Source organism: Pseudomonas sp. 7SR1 (assembly GCF_900156465.1).
In the GTDB taxonomy this organism is placed as follows: domain Bacteria; phylum Pseudomonadota; class Gammaproteobacteria; order Pseudomonadales; family Pseudomonadaceae; genus Aquipseudomonas.
Genome location: NZ_LT707064.1, coordinates 5,772,801 through 5,792,051 on the forward strand (window position 1 = coordinate 5,772,801; position 19,251 = coordinate 5,792,051).

Annotated in this window: 16 protein-coding genes and 1 pseudogene; 3 read left to right on the forward strand and 14 right to left on the reverse strand. The window is 59.9% G+C overall.

Features of this window, described 5'->3' with window-relative positions; translation table 11 throughout:
- Positions 1-35: 35 nt before the first annotated feature.
- Positions 36-326, reverse strand: coding sequence for a hypothetical protein (locus tag BW992_RS25355; protein ID WP_039588883.1), 291 nt, complete (start codon positions 324-326; stop codon positions 36-38).
- Positions 327-530: 204 nt separating this feature from the next.
- On the opposite strand from BW992_RS25355, the gene BW992_RS25360 reads away from it, so the two are divergent.
- Positions 531-1,568 (forward strand): patatin-like phospholipase family protein, encoded by a 1,038-nt coding sequence (locus tag BW992_RS25360; RefSeq protein WP_072389299.1) that lies wholly within the window; start codon positions 531-533, stop codon positions 1,566-1,568.
- A gap of 39 nt (positions 1,569-1,607) precedes the next feature.
- On the opposite strand, the gene BW992_RS25365 is transcribed toward BW992_RS25360, so the two are convergent.
- The 6 genes from BW992_RS25365 to kdpF all read right to left on the reverse strand — a co-directional run bounded on the left by BW992_RS25365 (position 1,608) and on the right by kdpF (position 9,607).
- Positions 1,608-2,306, reverse strand: coding sequence for a response regulator (locus BW992_RS25365; RefSeq protein ID WP_076407260.1), 699 nt, complete (start codon positions 2,304-2,306; stop codon positions 1,608-1,610).
- Between the two features lie 48 nt (positions 2,307-2,354).
- A complete protein-coding gene (locus BW992_RS25370) occupies positions 2,355-5,006 on the reverse strand; it encodes a sensor histidine kinase (protein ID WP_076407261.1) in 2,652 nt (883 codons plus the stop codon).
- A 132-nt stretch (positions 5,007-5,138) separates the two neighbouring features.
- Positions 5,139-5,684, reverse strand: coding sequence for a potassium-transporting ATPase subunit KdpC (gene kdpC / locus BW992_RS25375; RefSeq protein ID WP_072389305.1), 546 nt, complete (start codon positions 5,682-5,684; stop codon positions 5,139-5,141).
- Positions 5,685-5,749: 65 nt separating this feature from the next.
- Positions 5,750-7,804, reverse strand: a complete 2,055-nt coding sequence (kdpB, locus tag BW992_RS25380) for a potassium-transporting ATPase subunit KdpB (RefSeq protein ID WP_072389307.1) — start codon at positions 7,802-7,804, stop codon at positions 5,750-5,752.
- Between the two features lie 10 nt (positions 7,805-7,814).
- On the reverse strand, positions 7,815-9,509 hold the full coding sequence (gene kdpA, locus BW992_RS25385) for a potassium-transporting ATPase subunit KdpA (protein ID WP_072430300.1): 1,695 nt from the start codon (positions 9,507-9,509) through the stop codon (positions 7,815-7,817).
- An 8-nt stretch (positions 9,510-9,517) separates the two neighbouring features.
- Entirely contained in the window at positions 9,518-9,607 is a 90-nt protein-coding gene (gene kdpF / locus BW992_RS25390) for a K(+)-transporting ATPase subunit F (RefSeq protein WP_053155116.1), read from the reverse strand.
- Between the two features lie 359 nt (positions 9,608-9,966).
- Between kdpF and eat the strand changes: the two genes are divergently transcribed.
- Both eat and BW992_RS25400 read left to right on the forward strand, forming a co-directional pair.
- The gene (gene eat, locus BW992_RS25395; protein WP_072389311.1) at positions 9,967-11,331 is read left to right on the forward strand and encodes an ethanolamine permease; all 1,365 of its coding nucleotides are present in this window, start codon (positions 9,967-9,969) and stop codon (positions 11,329-11,331) included.
- A 117-nt stretch (positions 11,332-11,448) separates the two neighbouring features.
- On the forward strand, positions 11,449-11,616 hold the full coding sequence (locus tag BW992_RS25400) for a DUF2897 family protein (protein ID WP_072389313.1): 168 nt from the start codon (positions 11,449-11,451) through the stop codon (positions 11,614-11,616).
- A 78-nt stretch (positions 11,617-11,694) separates the two neighbouring features.
- Here the strand turns inward: BW992_RS25400 and BW992_RS25405 are convergent, their stop codons facing one another.
- From BW992_RS25405 to BW992_RS25435, 7 genes and pseudogenes are all read right to left on the reverse strand, one after another.
- Positions 11,695-12,546 (reverse strand): urea carboxylase-associated family protein, encoded by an 852-nt coding sequence (locus BW992_RS25405; RefSeq protein WP_072430299.1) that lies wholly within the window; start codon positions 12,544-12,546, stop codon positions 11,695-11,697.
- A gap of 15 nt (positions 12,547-12,561) precedes the next feature.
- Positions 12,562-13,144, reverse strand: a pseudogene (locus tag BW992_RS25410) (GntR family transcriptional regulator).
- A gap of 162 nt (positions 13,145-13,306) precedes the next feature.
- The gene (locus tag BW992_RS25415; RefSeq protein WP_072389319.1) at positions 13,307-13,642 is read right to left on the reverse strand and encodes a ComEA family DNA-binding protein; all 336 of its coding nucleotides are present in this window, start codon (positions 13,640-13,642) and stop codon (positions 13,307-13,309) included.
- 114 nt (positions 13,643-13,756) lie between these two features.
- Positions 13,757-15,751 (reverse strand): polysaccharide biosynthesis protein, encoded by a 1,995-nt coding sequence (locus tag BW992_RS25420; protein WP_072458106.1) that lies wholly within the window; start codon positions 15,749-15,751, stop codon positions 13,757-13,759.
- A 114-nt stretch (positions 15,752-15,865) separates the two neighbouring features.
- Positions 15,866-16,885: an MraY family glycosyltransferase gene (locus BW992_RS25425; RefSeq protein ID WP_072458107.1), complete on the reverse strand. Its 1,020-nt coding sequence runs from the start codon at positions 16,883-16,885 to the stop codon at positions 15,866-15,868.
- Between the two features lie 50 nt (positions 16,886-16,935).
- Positions 16,936-17,913 carry an NAD-dependent epimerase/dehydratase family protein gene (locus BW992_RS25430; protein WP_231991094.1) on the reverse strand — a complete coding sequence of 326 codons (978 nt, stop codon included), beginning with the start codon at positions 17,911-17,913 and terminating at the stop codon, positions 16,936-16,938.
- A complete protein-coding gene (locus tag BW992_RS25435) occupies positions 17,900-19,243 on the reverse strand; it encodes a UDP-glucose dehydrogenase family protein (protein WP_072458108.1) in 1,344 nt (447 codons plus the stop codon). Before BW992_RS25435 ends, BW992_RS25430 begins: the two co-directional genes overlap by 14 nt.
- Positions 19,244-19,251 lie beyond the last annotated feature (8 nt).

Consider the following 19,251-nt stretch of genomic DNA (forward strand, 5'->3'; position numbering starts at 1 on the left):
TCTTGAGGCTTGCAGCTTACAACGTGTCGCTGCTTTTATCGCCCCGCGCGGGACTCACGAATGTAGAAACGCGCTTTCTCGGCTTTCTTGGTGCAGCCTTCAAAGGCTTCGAATTGTTGCTGGGTCTTGGCGCCTGTCAGCAACGACAGGGCCTTGGAATAGCTGACGGTACCGGCAAAGCCTTCGGCCTTGGCCAGGTCGAGTTCACGCCAGGCACTGTCGAGCTGGCTGCCGCAACTGTCTCGGTACGCGGTCTTGCCGGCGCAACCGGCCAGGGCCAGAACCATCAGGGATGCCACCAGGGGCAGGCAGATCCGGGCTTTCATTGATAACACCTCAAGGTCAACAGTCGTGCTGGTAAGACGGTCCCGCCGGCAAAAAGTGCCAAGGCCCGACCGCGTTAATTCAAGTGTGGGCGAGCATACAAAAATGCCACACCGGTGTGTCAAAAAACGACGCTCGCGCCACAACGATTGAGCCGGGCCGTCGATGAGTGCATTGTTGAAGCCTGTTCGACAAGAGGCCAGGTCATGACAAAACGTGTCGCATTGGTATTGGGCTCGGGTGGTGCACGGGGCTACGCCCATATCGGGGTGATCGAGGAGATCGAACGGCGTGGCTACGACATCGCCTGCATTGCCGGTTGTTCCATGGGGGCCGTCGTAGGCGGGATCTATGCCGCGGGCAAGCTCGACGACTATCGCAACTGGATCGAGAGCCTCGACTACCTGGACGTGTTGCGGCTGGTGGATGTCAGCTTTCGCCTGGGGGCGATTCGCGGGGAAAAAGTCTTCGGGCAGATCCGCAAGATCGTCGGCGAACTCAATATCGAAGACCTGCGCATTCCCTATACCGCGGTGGCCACCGACCTGACCAACCAACAGGAAATCTGGTTCCAGGAAGGTTGCCTGCACCAGGCGATGCGGGCCTCGGCGGCCATCCCCAGCCTGTTCACGCCGGTGATGCAAGGCAATCGCATGCTGGTGGATGGCGGCCTGCTCAATCCGTTGCCGATCGTGCCGGTGGTGTCCAGCCACTGCGACCTGATCATCGCGGTCAACCTCAATGCCACGAACCAGAGGCAATACCGCCTGCCAGTCATCCCGCGACCCGCAGCATTCAGGCGTCGCTTCGACACCCTGGTCAGTTCCCTGGGCTCGCGCCTGCCGTTTCGCCGCAAACAGGCCGAACAACTGCTGTTACTGGAGCAGGAAGCGCTGAGGGCCGAGGCCGCCGACATCAACCCCTGGCTAGAATCGGCCGAACCCGAAGGCCAGCAACCGGCCGCGGCGCCGGAATCCGAAGGCGCCCCGAAATCCGCCACCGGCTCGTTCATCATCGATAACGTCGGCCCGGCCTCGCTGCTGGACCTGATCAACCAGAGCTTCGAGGTCATGCAGACCTCCCTGGCCCAATACAAGATCGCCGGCTATCCGCCGGATGTGCTGATCAACGTGCCCAAGCGCGTGTGCCGTTTTTTCGAATTCTACAAGGCGCCGGAACTGATCGCGCTAGGCAGGGAAATCGCCAGTGACACCCTGGATCGGTATGAAAGTGAACAGAGCTGAAGCAACAATTGTGGCAAGGCTTGGCTGAAGACCGAGGGGTTAAAAACCACCCTCTCCCAACAACCGATACCCCACCCCCGCCTCGGTCACGATGAATCGGGGACGGGTCGGATCATCGACGAGCTTTTGCCGCAGGTGGCCGATCACGATCCGCAGGTAATGGCTGTCCTCGATATGGGTTGGCCCCCAGATGTCCTTGAGCAACTGCTGTTGGGTGATGACTCGCCCCGGATGGCGCGCCAACTGCGCCAGCACTGCATATTCCTTGCGGGTCAGGGCCACTTCGGCGCCGTCCAGCAGCACGCGGCGATAAGCCAGGTCCACGGTCAGCGGTCCGATGGTCAGCGCCGCTTCCCGTGCTTCCCCCGCCGGGACCTGGCGCAGCAGGGCACGGATCCGGGCCAGGAATTCCTGGATCCCGAACGGCTTGGTCACGTAGTCGTTGGCTCCGTTGTCCAGCGCCTCGACCTTCTGCGCTTCGCTGGCGCGCACGGATAGCACCAGCACCGGAACCGTCGACCATTGGCGGAACTCACGCAGTACCTGCTGGCCGTCCATGTCCGGCAGGCCCAGGTCGAGCACCAGCAGGTCCGGCTTGTTCAACGCCGCCTGGGTCAGGCCGTCGCTGCCCGTGGCGGCCTCCAGCACTTTGTAGCCCTGGGAAGCCAGGCTGATGCGCAGGAACTTGCGGATCTGCGGTTCATCGTCGATGACCAAAAGTGTGGCGGTCTGGTTCATGGGGTCCGTTCGGTACAAATAGATGGCAGGAGAATATCCCAGTCCGGCTCAGGCTTCATCGTCCATGCCCGGTTGTGCCTGCAAGGGCAGGTGCAAGGTGATGCAGGTTCCACGCCCGTCGAGCCCGTCATCCACACTGATTCGCCCACCGTGGGCGCCGACCATGCCCTGACAGATCGCCAACCCGAGCCCGGTGCCCTGCCCGCCTCGATCGCCGCGCGCAGCGGTGTAGAACATGTCGAAGATTTTCTCGCGCTCTTCAGCCGGAATGCCCGGCCCCTCATCGGCCACGGCAAAGAACACTTCGCGGTCCGTCGCTCCGGCGCTCAGCAACAGACGCCCCTGGGCCGGCGAAAATCGCGCGGCGTTCTCCAGCACATTCACCAGGGCCTGCTCGATCAGGGCCGCATGGATATGCAGCAGCGGCAGTTCGGCAGGTACCTCGACGCTGACCGCCAGGGGTGCCAGTACCGCCCGAAGTCGATTGAGCGCACTGCCCACGATATCGGCCGGCGCCACCCAGTCCCGCGCCAGCTTCAAGGCGCCATGGCCCAGGCGGGTCATGTCCAGCAGGTTCTGGATATAGCGATCCAGCCGCTCGGCTTCATCCCGGGTGCCCTCGAGCAATTCGCGACGATCCGCCAGCGGGATCGCCTCCCCCAGCGCCAACAGGCTGTCGATGCTGCCGCGCATCGCAGTCAGCGGCGTACGCAGGTCGTGGGACACCGAAGCCAGCAAGGCGCTACGCAATTGCTCGGTCTCGCCATGCAGGCGCGCCGCTTCCAGATCCTGGGCCAGCTGGGCCCGCGCCAATGCCTGGGCCAGCGGCTGGCTGAGGGCAGCCAGCAAACGACGCCGCTGGCCATTCAACGGCTTGCCATCCTTGGGGCATGCCCCTAGCAACGCCAAGGGCCCTCCTTCCACCGACAGTGGCCACCACCACCAGCGTCCGGATGGCAGCGTCCCGGTGCCGGCGCCCGCTGGCTGGTCATGCTGCCAGGCCCAGTCGGCGGCAGCGCGCTCGGCCTCGGTAAAGGTCAGCGGCTCGCCGGTCTCGACTTTCCAGCCAGCCTGGCCATCCCGGTTGAGCAGACACAGTTGCAAATCGTGCCAACCGTCGAAGTGCTGCACGGCGGCACTGATCACCGCCTGCCTGTCTGTGGCGGCGGTGAGTTTGCGGGACAGGTCGAGCAATACCCCGGTTTCCTGCTGGGTGTCGCGCAGGGCCTGCAACTGGCGACGCTGGCGGGCGGCGAGATTGCCGGTCAGGGCCGCCATCAGCAGGAAGAACACCAACGTCAGCACATCTTCTTCGCGCTGGATGGTGAAGGAAAAATTCGGCGGGATGAACAGAAAGTCATAGGCCAGGAACGACAGCGCCGCGCAGGCCAGCGCCGGGCCAAGGCTGCTGCGCACCGCCACCAGCAATACCGCCATCAGAAACACCAGGGAGATGTTGGGCAATGCCAACAACCCGGAGACACCCCAGGCCAGCGCACTGGCCGCCATGGTTGCAATCAGCGCCAGCGCGTAGTCGAATCCGCTGCGCGCGGCGTCCGAGCGCACATGGGCGGGACGCGGCTGTTCATCGCTGTCCAGCACGTTGATCTCCAGCCCCCTGGCGTCTCGCAGCAACCGCGACGCCAGGCCGCCGCCGAACAGTCGCCTGCGCAGACGCGGTCTGGACTGTCCCACCAACACCAGCGTAGCACGACGCTCGGCGGCATGCTGGATCAGGGTCCTGGCCACTTCGCCGGCCCGCAGCAACACCACCTCTCCTCCCAGGCGTTCGGCCAGTTGCTGGGCCGTTTGCAGGCGCTGGCGCGAGGGTTCGTCCCGGGCGCTGCCGTTGTCCACGTGCACTAGGCTCCATGGCAAATGCCGACGTTGGGCGACACGGCTGGCATGGCGCACCAAGCGTTCGGCCTGGACGTCGCCATCCACGCCCACCAGCAGCCGGCCCCGCACCGCCGGAGCGGCCTGGCCCATCTGTCGGTAGCCCTGGGTCAGGTCCTTGTCCACCTGGGCCGCGGCGGTCTGCATCGCCAGTTCGCGCAAGGCGGTAAGGTTGGTCTGGCTGAAGAAGGCATCGATGGCTGCCCTGGCCTGCTCCGGCACGTAGACCTTGCCATCGCGCAGCCGTTCCAGCAGCTCACGAGGAGGCAGGTCGATCAGCAGCAGCTCGTCGGCCTCTTGCAGGACCCAATCGGGCAAGGTCTCGCGAACCTGCACGCCGGTAATGCCACGCACCTGGTCGTTGAGACTTTCCAGGTGCTGGACGTTCACGGTGGTATAGACATCGATGCCGGCGGTGAGCAGCTCCTGGATATCCTGCCAACGCTTGGCATGGCGACTGCCAGGCGCATTGGTGTGGGCCAGTTCGTCTACCAGCACCAGGGTCGGCCGCGCGGCGAGCAGACCGTCGAGGTCCATTTCTTCGAGCATCACACCGCGGTATTCCGAGCGCACCAACGGTTGCTGCGCCAGGCCACCGAGCAACGCCTCGGTTTCAGTCCGACCGTGCGTCTCCACCACACCGGCGATCACCTTCACGCCCTGGCGCAGTTGGGTGTGGGCCGCTTGCAGCATGGCGTAGGTCTTGCCGACTCCGGGGGCCGCGCCAAGAAAGACCTTGAGTCGACCACGATCATGACGGGGCAGATTGGCTAACAGTGCGTCGGCACGATCGGAGTCGCTCATAGCAAAGGGATCTCTTGTCTCTGGATAGTGATGCAGTGAATTCTCCCGGCGCCTTCGCAGGCAGGCCCGCTTCGACAGGTTCAGCACAATCCCCTGTGGGAGCGGGCCTGCCCGCGAAGGCGGCCTGGCCGGCTAGAGCTTTTCCAGCGCCAGGTTCAATGCCAGGACATTGACCACCGGCGGCCCCACCAGGGGCTGCTCGATGTGTGCCTCCAGCAATTGCTGCACTGCGGAAACCGGCAGGCTGCGCGCTGCGGCGACACGCGCCAGTTGATAGGCAATCGCAGCCGGTGGCAAGTGCGGATCGAGGCCACTGCCGGAAGTGGTGAGCAGCGCCAGCGGGACCGGCCCCTGGCCGGTCACCTGGAGCTTGCGAGCCTCGTCGGTCACACGCGCCGCCAAGGCCGGGTTGCTCGGGGAAAGGTTGCTGGCGCCACTGGCGACCGTGGCGAAAGCGCCGGCCGATGGCCGTGGATGGAACCAGGCATCGCCCTGGAAATCCTGGGCGATCAACATCGAACCGCGCACCTTGCCATCGGCATCCCGGACCAGGCTGCCATTGGCCTGGGCGGGAAAGGCCACTTGCGCGACTCCCGTCACCACCAGCGGATAAGCGACACCTGTGATCAGGGTCATCAGCAATAACAGGCTCAAGGCCGGGCGTATCAGTGTGGACATCTCAGAATCCTCGAATTGGGACAACAACCTCTAGCGGCGTGCAGACCGGTTGGCCGGCATCAGGCTCAAACCAGGTTCAACGCCGTCAGCAACATGTCGATTGCCTTGATGCCTACGAAGGGCACCACGATCCCACCCAGGCCGTAGATCAACAGGTTGCGCCGCAGCAGCGCCGCGGCACTGGCCGCCTGCACCCGCACGCCTCGCAGCGCCAGGGGAATCAGCACCACGATGATCAGCGCGTTGAAGACAATGGCCGAGACAATCGCGCTTTGCGGACTGTTCAGGTGCATCACGTTCAGCACACCCAGCTGTGGATAAATCGAAGCGAACAACGCCGGCAGGATCGCGAAATACTTGGCGATGTCATTGGCAATGGAAAAGGTGGTCAACGCTCCGCGGGTCACCAGCAATTCCTTGCCGATCTGCACCACATCCAGCAACTTGGTGGGGTCACTGTCGAGGTCGACCATGTTGGCCGCTTCCCGCGCCGCCTGGGTGCCGTCATTCATCGCCATGCCGACATCGGCCTGGGCCAGGGCCGGCGCATCGTTGGCGCCGTCGCCGCACATGGCGACCAATCGACCGTCGTTCTGCTCGTGACGGATACGCGCCAGCTTCTTCTCCGGGGTGGCTTCGGCCAGCACGTCATCGACACCGGCCTCGGCGGCGATCGCAGCGGCCGTCAGCGGGTTGTCGCCGGTGACCATCACGGTACGGATACCCAGCTTGCGCAGCTCGGCAAAGCGTTCGCGAATGCCAGGCTTGACCACATCCTTGAGGTGGATGGCCCCCAGCAGCCGCCCATCGACACACACCAACAACGGGGTGCCGCCACTCTGGGCGATCTTGTCGATCTCCCGGGCCAGCACCGTGGGCAATTCGCTACGTGGCAGGCCGACGAATTCCAGCAGGGAATCGACGGCACCCTTGCGATACTTGCGCCCTTGATAATCGACACCGGACAAGCGGGTCTCAGCGCTGAAGGGGACGGCTGTCAGCAGTTCGACGGCGGGCTCGGGCTGTGGATGCAGGCCGCGCAGGTACTCGACGATAGACTTGCCCTCGGCGGTTTCGTCGGCCAGCGAGGCAAACAGCGCGCCTTCGGCCAGCTCCTTGGCGCTGACGCCCGGAGTGGCATATACCGCGGCACAACGACGATTGCCGAACGTGATGGTGCCGGTCTTGTCCAGCATCAGCACATGGACGTCCCCTGCCGCTTCCACCGCGCGACCGGACTTGGCGATCACGTTCAGGCGCACCAGCCGGTCCATGCCGGCGATGCCAATGGCCGACAGCAATCCGCCGATGGTGGTGGGAATCAGCGTGACCAACAGCGCCACCAGAAACACCAGCGGCAGGCTGCCGTTGGCGAAATGAGCGAACGGCTGCAACGTCACGACCACCAGCAGGAAGATCAGGGTCAGGCCGATCAGCAAGATATCCAACGCCACTTCGTTGGGCGTCTTCTGGCGTTTGGCGCCCTCCACCAGGGCGATCATGCGGTCCAGGGTGGATTCACCGGGGTTGCTGGTGATTCGCACCAGCAACCAGTCGGAAACCAGGCGAGTGTTGCCCGTGACGGCCGAGCGGTCCCCACCGGATTCACGAATGACCGGTGCCGACTCCCCCGTGATGGCGGCCTCGTTGACCGCGGCGATCCCTTCGATCACCTCGCCATCGCCCGGAATCATCTCGCCCGCCTCGACGCGCACCACATCGCCCTTGCGCAAGCCACTGGCGGGAATCACTTCAAAGCCAGCGGCAACCTGACGACGAGCACTCAGGCCCTCGCTACCGGCCTTGAGGCTGTCGGCCCGGGCCTTGCCACGTCCTTCGGCCAAGGCTTCGGCGAAGTTGGCGAACAGCACGGTGAACCACAGCCAGAGCGCGATCTGCGCCGCCACGAAGACCGGCACGACACTGTCGGGAATGAAGCACAGCACGGTGGTGAAGACCGCGGTCAGCTCCACCACCAGCATGACCGGGGCCCGATACAATTGCCGCGGGTCGAGCTTGACGAAGGCTTGCTTCAGCGCAGGCCGCCACAGTGTAGCGACCGAAGTCTTCGGTGATTGGGTGGCCTTGGTGGCGACCGTTTCGGTTGCAGGCATATTCATCATCGGTTCCTCAGAAGCCCATGCTCAGGTGTTCGGCAATCGGGCCCAGGGCCAGGGTCGGCAGGAAGCTCAGGCCGCCTACCAGCAGGATGGTCACGGTCAACAGGGTCACGAACAGCGGCCCGTGGGTGGGGAAGCTGTTCTGCCCGACCGGCGCGGTCTTCTTGAGCGCCAGGCTGCCAGCCAACGCCAGTACCGGCAGGATGTAGCCGAAACGACCAATCAACATGCCCAGGCCCAGCATCAGGTTGTGAAACGGCGTATTGGCGCCGAAACCGGCGAATGCCGAACCGTTGTTCGCCCCTGCCGAGGTATAGGCGTACAGCAATTGGCTGAAACCGTGGGCGCCAGGGTTGCTCACTGCGGCTGATGGTCCCGGCAGGCTCGCGGCGACAGCACCGAGCACCAGGACACTGACGGGCATGACCAGCAAGGTCACCACCAGCAACTGCACTTCCCTGGCACCGAGTTTCTTGCCCAGGTATTCAGGCGTCCGACCGATCATCAGGCCTGCCAGGAACACCGCGATCAGCACGTTCAACAGCATCCCGTAGAGTCCGGCACCCACGCCGCCGAAGATCACCTCTCCCACCATCATGTTCACCAGCGCGACCATGCCGCTGAGAGGGTTGAGGCTGTCATGCATGGCATTGACCGAGCCGTTGGAGGCCGCCGTGGTGGTCACCGACCACAGCACCGTCGCGGTGGTGCCCAAGCGCGCCTCCTTGCCCTCCTGTGGCGCGACCTGCTCCACGGCGGCGTCAGCCAGTGCCGGGTTGGGCTGGTATTCAGCCCACAGCGAGGTAGCACCGCCCATCAGGAACAGCACGAGCATGCAGGCGATGATCGCCCGGCTCTGACGCAGGTCCTTGACGTAGTGGCCGAAGGTAAACACCAGCGCGGCGGGGATCAGGATGATCGACGCGACTTCGAACAGGTTGCTCCAGGCCGTCGGGTTTTCGAACGGATGCGCCGAGTTGACACCAAAGAACCCGCCACCGTTGGTACCAAGTTGCTTGATCGCGATCTGGCTGGCCGCCGGCCCCAGGGGGATCACCTGGTCCGCGCCCTGCACCGTCACGGCGTGGACGTAATGCGCGAAGGTCTGCGGCACGCCCTGCCATACCAGGAACAAGGCCAGTAACAGACACAACGGCAAGAGCCCGTAGAGAGTGGCACGGGTCATGTCGACCCAGAAATTACCCAGCGTCGAGGCGGACCGGCGCCCGATGCCACGACACAGTGCCACCAGCACCGCCAGGCCGGTGGCGGCGCTGACGAAATTTTGCACGGTCAGGCCGGCCATCTGGCTCAAATAGCTCAGGGATGCCTCGCCGCTGTAGGACTGCCAATTGGTATTGGTCATGAAGCTGACGGCCGTGTTGAAGGCCTGGGTCCACTCCATGCCGGGCAATTGCTCGGGGTTGAGGGGCAGGTAACCCTGTAGCAGCAGGATCGCGAACAGCAACACGAACCCCGCCAGGTTGAAGGCAAGCAAGGCCAGGGTGTATTTCTGCCAGCTCTGCTCGGTGCCGGGGTCGACTCCGGCCAGGCGATAACAGCCGCGCTCTACCGGGCCGAGAACGGGTGACAGCCAGGTCCGCTGCCCCTCCATCACTCGATAGTAGAACCGCCCCAGGAACGGTGCCGGAATCAGCACCAGCGCGAAAAAGGCAAGCATCAATCCGTAGTCATAACCGTGCATGGCTGCTCCTAGCTCCGATCTGCGCGCAACAGCGCAACCAGCAGATAAATGAACAGCGCCACTGCCAGGAGCAGTGACACCCCGTCCAGAACACTCATGGGATTTCTCCGTGTTACGGCGTCGTGCCGTGATGGAGTCATTGTCTGCAGGGTGGCTGTAAAGGAACGAGATCGAGGGTGGGGTTGGGGGATAAAGAATTTGTAAAGATCGGGACTTGTGGAGAGTCATGGAGCGCGTTCGTAACCAGGCTTGCCATACGTGGGGACCCCGAACCTGCCCGCGAAGAGGTCCGCCCAGGCACCGACGCTCCTAACTGGGGCACAAAAACAGGTAATCCGGCGGCTAACATCCCCGATACGACACGATTTCCCTCATTACGACCGGCCGAACCATACTGGCACGCCCACTGCACTGCCCCATCCCAGCGCTTTTGCTACTGATCGAGGGGGAGCCACCGATGAACACACAACTCAAACCCACCCTGGGCACCCTGCATCTATGGGGCATTGCCGTCGGGCTGGTGATTTCGGGCGAGTATTTTGGCTGGAGCTATGGCTGGGGCGTCGCCGGTACACTGGGTTTCCTGGTGACCTCATTCATGGTCGCGGCCATGTACACCTGTTTCATCTTCAGTTTCACCGAACTGACCACCGCCATCCCCCATGCTGGCGGTCCGTTCGCCTACAGCCGCCGGGCCTTCGGCGAGAAAGGCGGCCTGATCGCCGGGCTGGCGACGCTGATCGAGTTCGTCTTCGCGCCACCGGCCATCGCCCTGGCCATCGGCGCCTACCTGAACGTGCAATTCCCGGCCCTGGACCCGAAGCATGCGGCGGTCGGCGCCTATATCGTCTTCATGATTCTGAACATTCTCGGGGTAAAACTGGCGGCCACCTTCGAGCTGATCGTCTGTGTCCTGGCGGTAGCTGAACTGCTGGTCTTCATGGGCGTCGTGGCGCCAGCGTTCAGCTTCAGCAATTTCGCCCTGAACGGCTGGGCCGGTTCGGATGTGTTCGGGGCGCCGGCCATTGCCGGTATATTCGCCGCAATCCCCTTCGCCATCTGGTTCTTCCTGGCGATCGAAGGCGCCGCCATGGCCGCCGAAGAAGCCAAGGATCCAAAACGGACAATTCCCAAGGCCTACATCAGCGGCATCCTGACCCTGGTGTTCCTGGCCATGGGCGTGATGTTCTTCGCCGGTGGCGTGGGGGACTGGCGCACCCTGTCGAACATCAACGACCCACTGCCCCAGGCAATGAAAGCCGTGGTCGGCGATAACTCCGGCTGGTTGCACATGCTCGTGTGGATTGGCCTGTTCGGCCTGGTGGCGAGCTTCCACGGCATCATCCTGGGCTACTCGCGCCAGTTCTTCGCCCTGGCCCGGGCCGGTTACCTGCCCGCCTCCCTTGCCCGGCTGTCCCGCTTCCAGACACCGCACCGAGCCATCATCGTCGGAGGTGTGATCGGCATCGCAGCCATCTACAGCGACGGCCTGATCAATCTCGGCGGCATGAGCCTGACCGCGGCAATGATCACGATGGCCGTGTTCGGCGCCATCGTCATGTACATCATGAGCATGCTCAGCCTGTTCAAGCTACGCAAAACCGAACCCAACCTGGAGCGTACTTTCCGCGCACCGGGCTATCCGATCGTGCCGGGGATCGCCCTGGTGCTGGCGGTGGTATGCCTGGTGGCGATGGCCTGGTTCAACATGCTGATCGGCTTGATCTTCGTCGGCTTCATGGCAGTGGGCTTCGTCTATTTCATCCTCACGGCGCAACTGCGCGCCGATGCGCCGGCCGATGCAATGCTGACCGGGCTATGAAAGCGAAACAGGCATAACGGGCGTAGTATGGAACCACTGCGAACAGCCTTCGCTCATAAGTGGTAGGACATTGGCCGGCGAATACTCGTTTGGCCACTGCCCCTCAAGGAGAATCCTATGCCCTGGTATGCCTGGTTGATCCTGATCGTGGCAATCGGCTCGATCGTTGGCGGCCTGATGCTGCTGCGCGACACTGCCAACAAAGTCGAGTTGACCGATGAGCAACGCAAGCGCGTTGCCGAGCGCAATGCGCAAATGGATGCGAAAGAAGCCAAGGACCGTTGAATCCGAAATGAATAGAGCCTCTGTGGCGGGGATTTATCCCCTCACCACAGAGGGCACTGCATTGCCGCGCCTGTCGTGTTACTTCTCCCAATCCGCCTTGGCAATCTGCAAGCCATGCAACCCTTTGTATGCCGCCCGCTCAGGTTGGCTCCAGCCCTCCAGCAAAGAATCCTCCAACCGATAGATCTCAACCCCCAGTGGACGACAGACGCCAAGGGGATCCTGCGCATCCGGCCCCCACATCGCCACGGACAAATCCCCACCAGGGCACGTCGATAACGCACATAGCAGATCGATCTCGGCGAAGAACTCCAGGTAATCGCCCTGCCGCGCCGGGCAGGCCTTCATGAAATACATGTCGTCATGGTTGAGTCCGGTGCACTGGAAAATATTCAGCACGTCGTGCACGTCGAACTCGGTCAATCCATGGGGCAACACCGCACGGGTCAGGTTCGAGTGGCAATGGTGATGGAAGTCCTCGCCTGTGAGCATTTTGTTCACGTACGGATCACAGCGCGTCCCCAGCAGATCATGCAGCCGTCCACCATGCTCGTCGATGCCATAAGCGGCCAGGCTGTCATCGGTGATGGTCACCAAAGGACGCAGGAATGGCAGGTTCGACCACAGCCGGTCATGGGTACTGACATGAGCGCCCTGCAACTGACGGGTACGTGCCGCCCACAGGCGCTCCCGTGGATCATGAGCGTTCCAGACGTTGAAGTCCCCTACCTGCGGCCCCACCGGCGTAGTGACCCGGAACACGTGCCCCGCCGGGACGTGCCAGGCTCGACCGGTACGGATTGGCACCTCGAACTGTTCGATCAGGGTGCGTTTGTCCTGCTGAGCGCGGATGCGGTCGTAGAAGGGCTTGTCCACTTGCAGGGCTGAGCCTTTGCTGACCTGATAGGCGGCTGGATAGTCTTTGTACATGACAGGAGTCCTTGATCAGTTCTTTGAGGTGGAAGACAGCAGGTGCAAGAGCATCTGCTCGGAGTCGTCCAGGTAGACGCTCATCGCTTCATGTGCCCCATGCTTGTTGCCTTCCGCCAGCCAGTCATGGATCTGCCGGTCGCGGGCCAGCCAAGGTGCCTGGAAGCGCGGCTCATCGGGGGCGCAGAAGAACGCCAGGCGCAATTGCGCAACCACGTTGGTAAAAAAATCATCAAGCAGGGGGCTGCCCAACAACCCAACGATGTGCTGGTGAAATGCCAGGCTGTGCGTACCGATACGTGGCAAGTGGCTGGCTGTTCATGATCGCCTGGAGCTCCAGGGTGCGCCGAACCTTGAAGAGGTCCCGCACATCGTCACTGTCCAACCTGCGAACCATCACACCCTTGTTGCGCACGTAACGGGCCAGCCCTTCCTGCCCCAGGCGATGCAACGCTTCACGAATGGTATTGCGCGACGCGCTGTAGGCGGACACCAGGTCGTTCTCCACCAACGCCATGCCGGGCAACAAGCCACCGCCGATGATATCGGCGCGCAGCTCGAGGGTGATCTGGTCGGCCAGGGAAAGACCAATGTTCATATTCGGAGCCTCAGGATTGTTCAACAATCGGTTGCAAATGAGTAATCACAATCCATGCCAGGCAATCGTGTACCCGCCACAGTGGATGCAGCTACTCATCGTTGCCTCGTCTTCCAGACGCAAAAAGGCCAGTCATATGACTGGCCCCTCTTCTACCTCACTTCAGTTCACGTCCAGCTTTTCGCGATTTCTGTCCAGAATCGCCTTGCCAATCCCCTTGACTTCCAACAACTCTTCAACCGAGGAAAAGGCTCCATTCGTTTCCCTGTATGCAACAATTGCCTTGGCCTTGGCCTCGCCTATACCCGCCAGCTCACGTTGCAGCGTAGCAGCGTCCGCCTCGTTGAGATTCACTTTGGCGCCTTCCGGCCTGGTCGATACCTGTGTGACCTGCGGCGCTGCCGTTGTCTCGGGCTTGACCGCTGGCGCAGCGATTGCGGCAATAGAGGCGCTGGTCAGCAGGGCAAAAACCAGGGAATAGAAATAGCCTGTACGCATAAGTGACGCTCCATGACATCGTTAAGAGAGAAGCAGCTTTTCCGAAGCTGCTTCTCAAACTTAGGCGATGATGGGGTGGTGTCAAAAGCGTGTACGTTACAGCGTGTGTAACAATCAGGGTTCGAGGCGACGCTGCTGATAGATCCAGTCGACAATCTCTCCGTCCGGCGCGTAGCCACTGACGGTATCGCGAAGCAACTGGCGGACCCTGGTGTAATCATCCTGTTCAATCGCTGCCAGCAGTTCGGCCAGCCTGGCCTTGAGCACATCCCAGGGCAGGTAATCCTCGTTGGCGCTCATGATCATCGGATGTTGGGTGGCAACCACGTTGTCACCTATCAACAACTCTTCATACAGCTTCTCACCAGGGCGAAGACCGGTGAATTCGATGGAAATGTCTCCGTGGGGATTTTTTTCCGAACGAATGCTCAAGCCAGACAGATGGATCATTTTCTCCGCCAACTGGACGATTCTTACCGGCTCCCCCATGTCCAGAACAAACACATCGCCCCCCAGCCCCATGGAGCCTGCCTGGATCACCAACTGCGCAGCCTCGGGAATGGTCATGAAATAACGCGTGATCTTCGGGTGAGTAACGGTCAACGGTCCGCCGGACTTGATTTGTTTATGGAACAGAGGAATCACCGAACCGGACGAGCCCAGCACATTGCCGAACCGAACCATGGTGAAACGGGTTTTATTAACCCTCGAGACATTGGCCTTATCGCCGAACAACACTGGCGCCAATTCACGACTGAGGGCCTGCAGAGTCAGCTCAGCAAGCCGCTTGGTACTACCCATCACGTTGGTGGGCCGTACTGCCTTGTCCGTCGAAATCAATACGAAGTTCGATACCCCAGCTTGCAGCGCTGCTTGCGCCGTATTAAGCGTACCCATGACGTTGTTGAGCACACCTTCGGCAATGTTGTGCTCGACCATGGGGACATGTTTATAAGCCGCGGCGTGATAGACCGTATCGACATTCCAGGTCTTCATCACATCCAGTAACTTGCCCTGATCCCGGACCGAACCCAGGATGGGTAACAGGCGAACGGATAGAGACTCACGTGTGATCCGTGGTTCCAACTCAGACAGAATACTGTACAGGTTGAATTCGCTATGTTCATACAACAATAACGTTGTGGGCTTGAGTGCCAGGATCTGCCGGCACAACTCCGAGCCGATCGATCCGCCCGCTCCGGTCACCAATACCGACTGCCCTGTAATACAGTGCTCGAGCAAGTCAGGTTGGGCGGGGACCGCATCTCGCCCCAGAAGGTCAGCGATGTCCACCTCCTGGATGTCGTCGACCTTGACCCGGCCACTGGCCAGGTCCATGAATCCCGGAACACTGCGTACATGCAGCGGGAATCCTTCGAGCAGGGTCAATATCTCTCGACGGCGGCCGCGGGAGGAGGAAGGAATGGCCAGCAGGATTTCCTGGGCACCGGTCGCATCTATCATCTTCTGGATATGCTTGGGTTCATACACCTGGAGCCCGGCGATGATGCGATCCGCGATGCTGCTGTCGTCGTCGATGAAAGCGACAGGTCGCATCACCCGCCCCATCCGCAATGCGGCCACAAGCTGATTACCCGCCGCACCGGCACCATAAATGGCGACCTTGGGCAGGCCGTCATCACGACTGGTAAACGGCACATGCTGGGCTGCGGCGAACCAGTCTCCCAGGAAGTACTGCCGCATCATCAGTCGAAGACCGCCAATCATGATCAGGCTCAACCACCAGTAGTTGAAAATGATCGAGCGCGGCACGACAGTTTTGTGATTGCTGTACCAATACACCACGAGAGCGAGAAGCAGGGCCGAAAGGCTGACCGCCTTGCAGATGGTAATCAGCGCATCGTTACCGAAATAACGCATGACGGCGCGGTACATGCCAAAACGGATGAAGATCGGAATCGCGATCAGCGGAGCGGACGAGAAAAGCCAGAGGTGCGTCTCGATCGGAGTTGCCAACGCGTCGACGCCCAGGCGGACAACAAATGCCAGCCACAAAGCGAGCCAGACCAGAATAACGTCCATAGCCAGCTGTATTGCCCGCTTGTGGCGCCTCGGCAGTCCCAGCAACGCTGTTCTCAATTTGTCCATAAACCCTTCACGCACCTTGGCCCACTCCTAAATCCCATCCGTTCCTGATACACGCGACTCCGTCATCGAGCGTTGGACAACCGATAAACAAAAAACGCGAATCCTGCCTTGAAATCACGCCTTCTCAAGCTCGCCGGCATGAAACCTGATAGCCAGCAATATCAAAGGCACGTAAGCGATCACCAAGGCCAACATTCCATCCACGTTCCACAACACAACGCATGCTGCCAACGGCAACAGCCAGAACAGGTTAATCGCCGCCACCGCCAGCGTCACCGGCAGATGTCGGCCATAGTGGCGGGAAGCGAACTGATAGGCATGGCTACGATGAGCTTCATAGACTTTATCGCCTCGCAGCAAGCGTCGTATCAAAGTAACGGTCGCATCGACAATAAAGACCCCTAGCAAAATCAACCAGACCCACAGCAACTTAGGCGAAACCCAGGCCGCCTGCAGGGACAGCAGCCCCAGGATGATGCCAAGAAACCCGCTTCCTGCATCGCCCATGAAAATACGTGCGGGAGGAAAATTCCAGTACAGGAAACCCGCGACTGCCGTTGCAAGCAACAACGGAGCCACGATCAGGCTTTCAAAACCACCCAACCAATAAAGTAGGCATGCCCCAAGGCAAGCGCAAATCGCTTCGACGCTGGCAATACCGTCAATTCCGTCCATGAAATTGTAGAGGTTAAGCATCCAGACCAGATAAAAGGCCGCCAGGACATGTCCGAACCATGCCAGTTGGAAGTCCGCTCCTAACAATGTAATGACCGGAAAGCCGCCTAACCATATCAATGCCCATGATGCAGCGGCAAAATGCCCTAGCAATCGCCAGCGAGCCGCAATATGACCATGGTCATCCAGGAAGCCGAGCACGGCAATCCCTGCCCCCGCCCCAAGCATCGCCCACATGGTCGACCATGGCAGGAAATCGGCAACTGCCAAGACGGGCAGAACCAAGAGAAAGCTGAGAACAATCGCTACACCACCACCTCGGGGAGTTGGCACCGTGTGCGAACTGCGGGCGTTAGGAATGTCAATGATACTCCGGACAAGCGCATAACGGCGCAGCAGCCAGGTCAACACGCAGGAAAAACAAACAATCAGCAGCAATAACAGAAACATAGCAGTCATATGAACATCCGACCTGAGTCCATTTAAACGAGTCTTGAAATATCAACGTCTCAACCAGAGCGCTTTTCAAGCCAATCGCGACCTGCCTTGATCAGCGCATCCCGCCCGTCTTCCTCTGGATGCCATCCTAATAGACGCCTCGCCTTGTCCGAGCTGATACGCAACGAACAATAGAGTTGAACGTACAAGTTTTGACGGCCTATCAGATTAGCGGCGAACGAAACCAGGCGCTCCGGAACAGGAAACATACGTGGCCGTTTGCTCATGCCCTGCGCTAAAAGCCTTACTATCTCTGCCGTGGATAGATCACATTCATCGGCGACGAGAAAAAGCTCCTGAGCGGCATTTGGGTGCTTCACACATAGCTCCAGGAACCCCACCAGGTTCCCAAGCGATATCATGCTTCTCCTGTTCGTCACCGCTGCAAAAGGAAGTGGCAGCCCGCTACCAACCAGACGTAACAGCCTGGCAAAGTTACCCGGTGCATCCGCGTCATAGACTAACGGTGGACGGACCACAACAAGCTCGACGGAGGATGTGCCCAACAGCGTTTTAAGTTGCAACTCTGCCTCATGTTTCGAAACAGCGTAATCTGCATGCGGATGTGCGTCCGATTGTTCGTCAAAGGCCGCCGCGCCGGTTTCCGAGCCGTTGACACCTATCGAACTGACAAATACGAAACGTCGAATATTCGCTGTGACAGCCAATTGAGCCAAACGTACCGTTGCCTCGCAATTAGCGGCACGATAGCGCTCGATAGCATCCACATGTTGCTCACCCAGAATATGGGCACGGCCAGCCAGGTGAACAACAGCATCGATATCCAGTGCTGCAATATCTAAATCATAGGAATGTTCAAGGTCAGCCAACAGATAATTGACATGATCGATCGGATCAGCCAATTTTCGGACAACGGCATATACTTCATAACCGCTACTCAGGAGTCTGTGGCACAACGCTCTGCCAATAAACCCGTTAGCTCCAGTTATGAGAACCTTTCGCACATCTTTATGATTATTGACAGTCACGGCCGGAAAGTCCTCGTCCGATAGCAAAGTACAGAAGTCCAGCCTGCGCCATATCATCCGGATTGAAGACGTTTCGGCCATCCACGACAATGGGGTAACGCAAGACTTTTTTAAGCCATTCAGGTTCGAGTGCCCGGTACGCTTTCCATTCAGTACAAATCACCAGGGCATCGGCACCGTCAACAGCATCTTCCCGCGAGTGGCACAGTACCAGATCGTCGCGAACGCCATAGATCCGCCTACATTCTTCCATCGCTTCCGGATCATGAGCCCTGACCGATGCCCCAGCGCTCCACAAGGCTTCCATTAATGTCCGACTAGGGGCGTCTCGCATATCATCCGTGTTTGGCTTGAACGCCAAGCCCCACAGCGCAATGCACTTCCCCTTTAGTTGTCCATCGAACGCCTGAGTCAGCTTTTTGAACAATACTTCTTTCTGGCGGTTATTGACCGCCTCGACAGCCAATAACAATTCAGGGTCATAACCGACTTCCTGAGCCGTCCGGGCAAGCGCCTGAACATCCTTGGGAAAACAGGAGCCACCGTAGCCGCACCCAGGATAAATGAAGTGGTAGCCAATTCTTGGGTCAGATCCGATACCCAGACGAACGCTTTCTATATCCGCATCAAGACATTCGGCCAAGTTTGCCAATTCGTTCATGAAACTGATTTTGGTAGCCAACATCGAGTTGGCCGCGTACTTAGTCAACTCCGCAGAACGGATATCCATGAACATGATTTTGTCATGATTGCGATTATACGGCGCGTAACACTGTCGCATCGCATCAGCAACTTTTTCCGAATCAGTGCCCACTATAATTCGAGGTCCTTTTGTAAAATCGTCAATCGCAGCCCCTTCCTTGAGAAATTCAGGATTGGAGCAAACATTGAAATCAATGACCTTATTCCTCGCATCGAGCTGCTCTTGAACGACAGCTTTTACCCGGTCAGCAGTACCCACCGGAACAGTTGACTTATCGATAATCAGCTTATCGCTGTTCATATATTGGCCGATGCTTCTGGCAACCGCCAAAACATACTGAAGATCCGCCTTACCATCCTCATCCGGTGGGGTTCCAACTGCGATAAATTGCAGATAACCGTGCTCAACACCTTCTACGGCATCGGTTGAAAACTTCAATCGTCCAGCCTGAACATTATTAAGGATGAGTTCGTCCAAGCCGGGCTCGTAGATGGGTATAACACCCCTATTCAAGGCATCAATTTTTTCCTTGTTGATATCAATGCAAATCACCGAATGCCCGACATCCGCCAGACAAGCACCGGTGACCAGCCCAACATACCCACTACCAAATACTGTAATTTTCATCGACACCA

Excerpts from the sequence above, each read along its gene's own strand:
- BW992_RS25355 (WP_039588883.1), bottom strand. The coding sequence starts at position 326 with ATGAAAGCCCGGATCTGCCTGCCCCTGGTGGCATCCCTGATGGTTCTG.
- BW992_RS25360 (WP_072389299.1), top strand. The coding sequence starts at position 531 with ATGACAAAACGTGTCGCATTGGTATTGGGCTCGGGTGGTGCACGGGGC.
- BW992_RS25365 (WP_076407260.1), bottom strand. The coding sequence starts at position 2,306 with ATGAACCAGACCGCCACACTTTTGGTCATCGACGATGAACCGCAGATC.
- BW992_RS25370 (WP_076407261.1), bottom strand. The coding sequence starts at position 5,006 with ATGAGCGACTCCGATCGTGCCGACGCACTGTTAGCCAATCTGCCCCGT.
- kdpC (WP_072389305.1), bottom strand. The coding sequence starts at position 5,684 with ATGTCCACACTGATACGCCCGGCCTTGAGCCTGTTATTGCTGATGACC.
- kdpB (WP_072389307.1), bottom strand. The coding sequence starts at position 7,804 with ATGAATATGCCTGCAACCGAAACGGTCGCCACCAAGGCCACCCAATCA.
- kdpA (WP_072430300.1), bottom strand. The coding sequence starts at position 9,509 with ATGCACGGTTATGACTACGGATTGATGCTTGCCTTTTTCGCGCTGGTG.
- kdpF (WP_053155116.1), bottom strand. The coding sequence starts at position 9,607 with ATGAGTGTTCTGGACGGGGTGTCACTGCTCCTGGCAGTGGCGCTGTTC.
- eat (WP_072389311.1), top strand. The coding sequence starts at position 9,967 with ATGAACACACAACTCAAACCCACCCTGGGCACCCTGCATCTATGGGGC.
- BW992_RS25400 (WP_072389313.1), top strand. The coding sequence starts at position 11,449 with ATGCCCTGGTATGCCTGGTTGATCCTGATCGTGGCAATCGGCTCGATC.
- BW992_RS25405 (WP_072430299.1), bottom strand. The coding sequence starts at position 12,546 with ATGTACAAAGACTATCCAGCCGCCTATCAGGTCAGCAAAGGCTCAGCC.
- BW992_RS25415 (WP_072389319.1), bottom strand. The coding sequence starts at position 13,642 with ATGCGTACAGGCTATTTCTATTCCCTGGTTTTTGCCCTGCTGACCAGC.
- BW992_RS25420 (WP_072458106.1), bottom strand. The coding sequence starts at position 15,751 with ATGGACAAATTGAGAACAGCGTTGCTGGGACTGCCGAGGCGCCACAAG.
- BW992_RS25425 (WP_072458107.1), bottom strand. The coding sequence starts at position 16,885 with ATGACTGCTATGTTTCTGTTATTGCTGCTGATTGTTTGTTTTTCCTGC.
- BW992_RS25435 (WP_072458108.1), bottom strand. The coding sequence starts at position 19,243 with ATGAAAATTACAGTATTTGGTAGTGGGTATGTTGGGCTGGTCACCGGT.